Source organism: Paenibacillus sp. UNC217MF, from assembly GCF_000686865.1.
GTDB classification, from domain to species: domain Bacteria; phylum Bacillota; class Bacilli; order Paenibacillales; family Paenibacillaceae; genus Paenibacillus_B; species Paenibacillus_B suaedae.
On the sequence record NZ_JMLT01000040.1, the window covers coordinates 1 to 3,089 of the forward strand.

At 41.9% G+C, this 3,089-nt stretch carries 3 protein-coding genes and 5 tRNA genes; 2 read left to right on the top strand and 6 right to left on the bottom strand.

The features are described from left to right. Positions 1-18: 18 nt before the first annotated feature. A tRNA-Gly gene (locus BP95_RS0115960) sits at positions 19-93 on the bottom strand. Between the two features lie 683 nt (positions 94-776). Between BP95_RS0115960 and BP95_RS0115965 the strand changes: the two genes are divergently transcribed. Then, the gene (locus tag BP95_RS0115965) at positions 777-1,205 is read left to right on the top strand and encodes a hypothetical protein (protein ID WP_021255708.1); all 429 of its coding nucleotides are present in this window, start codon (positions 777-779) and stop codon (positions 1,203-1,205) included. Between the two features lie 504 nt (positions 1,206-1,709). Here BP95_RS0115965 and BP95_RS0115970 read toward each other — a convergent pair. After that, on the bottom strand, positions 1,710-1,955 hold the full coding sequence (locus BP95_RS0115970; RefSeq protein ID WP_021255707.1) for a hypothetical protein: 246 nt from the start codon (positions 1,953-1,955) through the stop codon (positions 1,710-1,712). A gap of 307 nt (positions 1,956-2,262) precedes the next feature. On the opposite strand from BP95_RS0115970, the gene BP95_RS34595 reads away from it, so the two are divergent. Next, positions 2,263-2,634 carry a tyrosine-type recombinase/integrase gene (locus BP95_RS34595; protein WP_419181965.1) on the top strand — a complete coding sequence of 124 codons (372 nt, stop codon included), beginning with the start codon at positions 2,263-2,265 and terminating at the stop codon, positions 2,632-2,634. Between the two features lie 98 nt (positions 2,635-2,732). On the opposite strand, the gene BP95_RS0115980 is transcribed toward BP95_RS34595, so the two are convergent. The 4 genes from BP95_RS0115980 to BP95_RS0115995 all read right to left on the bottom strand — a co-directional run bounded on the left by BP95_RS0115980 (position 2,733) and on the right by BP95_RS0115995 (position 3,072). Beyond that, positions 2,733-2,816 (bottom strand) — tRNA-Leu (locus BP95_RS0115980). An 11-nt stretch (positions 2,817-2,827) separates the two neighbouring features. Further along, a tRNA-Lys gene (locus BP95_RS0115985) sits at positions 2,828-2,903 on the bottom strand. Positions 2,904-2,909: 6 nt separating this feature from the next. Then, positions 2,910-2,984, bottom strand: a tRNA-Gln gene (locus BP95_RS0115990). 12 nt (positions 2,985-2,996) lie between these two features. Beyond that, positions 2,997-3,072: transfer RNA gene (locus BP95_RS0115995), tRNA-Thr, on the bottom strand. Positions 3,073-3,089: the final 17 nt, after the last annotated feature.

The following is a 3,089-nucleotide window of genomic DNA, read 5'->3' on the forward strand; positions in this document are numbered from 1 at the left end:
CTAAGGGCGCAAACATAATGGAGCGGACAACGAGATTCGAACTCGCGACCCTCGCCTTGGCAAGGCGATACTCTACCACTGAGCTATGTCCGCAATTTGTCGTTCAAAACGATATATCAGAAGCGACAAGTAATAATATATCATAAGGTATTAAGTAATGCAACCCCTATTTCAAAAAAAATAATAAATAGCTGAAAAACCTTGCTGTTGAGCCACTGGAGACTTCAAGGTGCCTGTTCTAGGACACCTCATCACAACGCTTAACAGCTATTATCGCCCACAAGCTCCAACGGTTCTCTACGTTCCCCCGCCCCTCAGAGCATTTCTTCAGGTCGCCATAGTGGAATGCAATCGTTATTCCAGTCGTACGTCCCCTTATTTGCTCTAGATGGGTTTGAGACGCTTTACGTATCCAAATCCCCTCTTTAAGGATTTAAAAGGGCTCTTACAGGCTTCTAAGCTTATCCCTAAGATTAATTCCTTCTATTCTCCAACACAATATTGAGACATACAAGAACACGTAGTTACCTAATTTAAACAGCAAAACGGTAAAAGGCTAATTCGAATAATGAATCAATTGCTTCATCTAAAATGAATTGTCCCATCATAAGGTGGAACTTTATTTATAAAAGATATACCTAATTAGTGTGTATAAGTAAAGCCTCGAATAGTTCGGGTCTTTGTCACAGATAGGACTCATCTACAGCACAAGCTAATGGTTATATGTGGTATATTGGAAATGTATAACATTAATATACATTTCCAAGGAGGTTACTATGAAAAAATCGTTAGTCATCATTTCAACAGTGCTAATGTTATCAACATTTACTGGATTCGCTTCTGCTGCGCCTGACTCAACTAGAATTGCACCAACTCAATCAGAAACCTCAACAGATTCAAGAGAAATTTCACTTTTTGAAGTTAGTCACGTTGGGTACCATTCCTTCCAGAGCTCATTTCATGCAAACATCCATGCCGGAAAGAGCTTAGACGTTCATGTTAAGAATGACGGCCCAGGAACAGTGTACATGACGTTAGTACGCGATGGAAAAAACTATGCGGTAGACATTCCAATATCTTCAGGCCAACAAAAAACAGAAACAATTAAAGTCTTTGGTGGCTTTATCTCTGAAAAATGGAAAGTATTCATTAATAATAAAGACGGCCATAATATGGACATCCAAGTTAAGGCAAAACAATACTAGAAGTATTTAAGCAAATGATCATAATAAAGCCTCGGACTAACCCGGGGCTTTACTTCTTTGGTGCCGGCCTCATATTGCCGCCAAACAAACTACTCCAAAATGGGTTAAAGTAACATTCCCTGTCAATCCAAAAAATTATCTTAGATCTTTCATTACCTCTCTTTGCATATATCTCTCTCTTCTTATCTTTAAACCATGTTATGTTACAACACCACTATCCTGCCCGACAGTTCAACAAAAGGACGCTCCCCATTCTTTGCTTGGGTTACAATCACAAACTAAAGAACGTACGCAGGTAGCATGTATTGCTTAAAAAGAAGCCCTGGCTTAATCTAAGCACTAAGATAATACTTTGGTGCTTATGACATTTTCGTTTTCGGAAGGCATGATGCGTGCAGCATATCACATCCATCAATTATCACTACAAATAAGCAAATTTGATTCCAGACAAATAGAATGAATATCTCTCAATCTTATTGTCTGCATTTTGGTGATCAATAGCATCTACTTCACTAGCGTCTCCATCGATCCTAATGTCGCGTGCTCCCCACCTACCAGGTACACTACATTCTTGTTGGCATCCAATGCATCTCTCTGCTTCGTTGCGAGTACCTTCCGATCCCTTTTGTCTGTGTAGTCATTGTGGAAGCGGTACTCTTTCCGTCCGATATCCCACTCCACTTCACATCCGCTATATCGACACGTAATACCTTCTGGGCCAGCAAAATAGAAGCTAATTCCCATCGACATTATAAAGAAGCTTGATCACCCGTTTGCCAAAAAGGAACTCTCACGTGGACGCTGGGGCAGTGTCTGACATTTCTTAAGGCAGCATCTGTGAGTCGCTTCTACACGGCCTATTTAACGACCATAAACACAGGAATTCGGCGTGGTGAGGTTCTAGGTGTCCAGGTGAGCGATTTCTCTTATGAAGGCAAATACATCGACGCTACGCAGTCACTCACGTATCATAAAGAATTCGGCTTCATTGTTCAGGCACCAAAAACAAAGAAGTCCGAAAGGCGCACACCTATCATAGATAGGTATACTTGAAAAGCTGAAAGAGAAGATCGAGCAGAATCATACCAACGCACAAAAGAACGAAGCGTATCAGAAACTATGGGGCTTGATTAATTGCCACCTAGACGGAGAGCCAATACGCCCATCTCAATTGCGACATGATTACGAAAAGATAATCAATAAAAGAGGATTGCCATACATTCGGTTCCATGACTTGCGGCATTCATTTACAACTAACTTGTGGGAGCTTGGTTTTGACGACATACAAGAGGTATTAGGTCATTCTAGTGTAGCAATTACAGGAGACATCTATACACACATGAGAGATGAAAAGAAAAAGAACCTCATGGCGAAATATTCTGAGGCTATAAACTCGATAAATAAAAGCAATGATCCTGTGGATATCTAGCTTTCCGTTAACAAGTCCGTTAACAAAAACAAGGAGCCTTACGCTCCTTACTATCTATAAACAGCAAAAAACCCTTGTCCGACAAGGGTTTAATGATATGGTGCGCGTAGAGGGACTTGAACCCCCACGCCAAAGGCGCTAGATCCTAAGTCTAGTGCGTCTGCCAATTCCGCCATACGCGCACATATTTAACTGGTGAGCCATGAAGGACTCGAACCTTCGACACCCTGATTAAAAGTCAGGTGCTCTACCAACTGAGCTAATGGCTCTTACAATGGCTGGGGATATAGGATTCGAACCTATGCGTGACGGAGTCAAAGTCCGTTGCCTTACCGCTTGGCTAATCCCCAATAAGGTAACAATGGTGCCGGCGAAAGGAGTCGAACCCTCGACCTACTGATTACAAGTCAGCCGCTCTACCAACTGAGCTACACCGGCATATTATGGTGGACGCT

Excerpts from the sequence above, each read along its gene's own strand:
- BP95_RS0115965 (WP_021255708.1), top strand. The coding sequence starts at position 777 with ATGAAAAAATCGTTAGTCATCATTTCAACAGTGCTAATGTTATCAACA.
- BP95_RS0115970 (WP_021255707.1), bottom strand. The coding sequence starts at position 1,955 with ATGTCGATGGGAATTAGCTTCTATTTTGCTGGCCCAGAAGGTATTACG.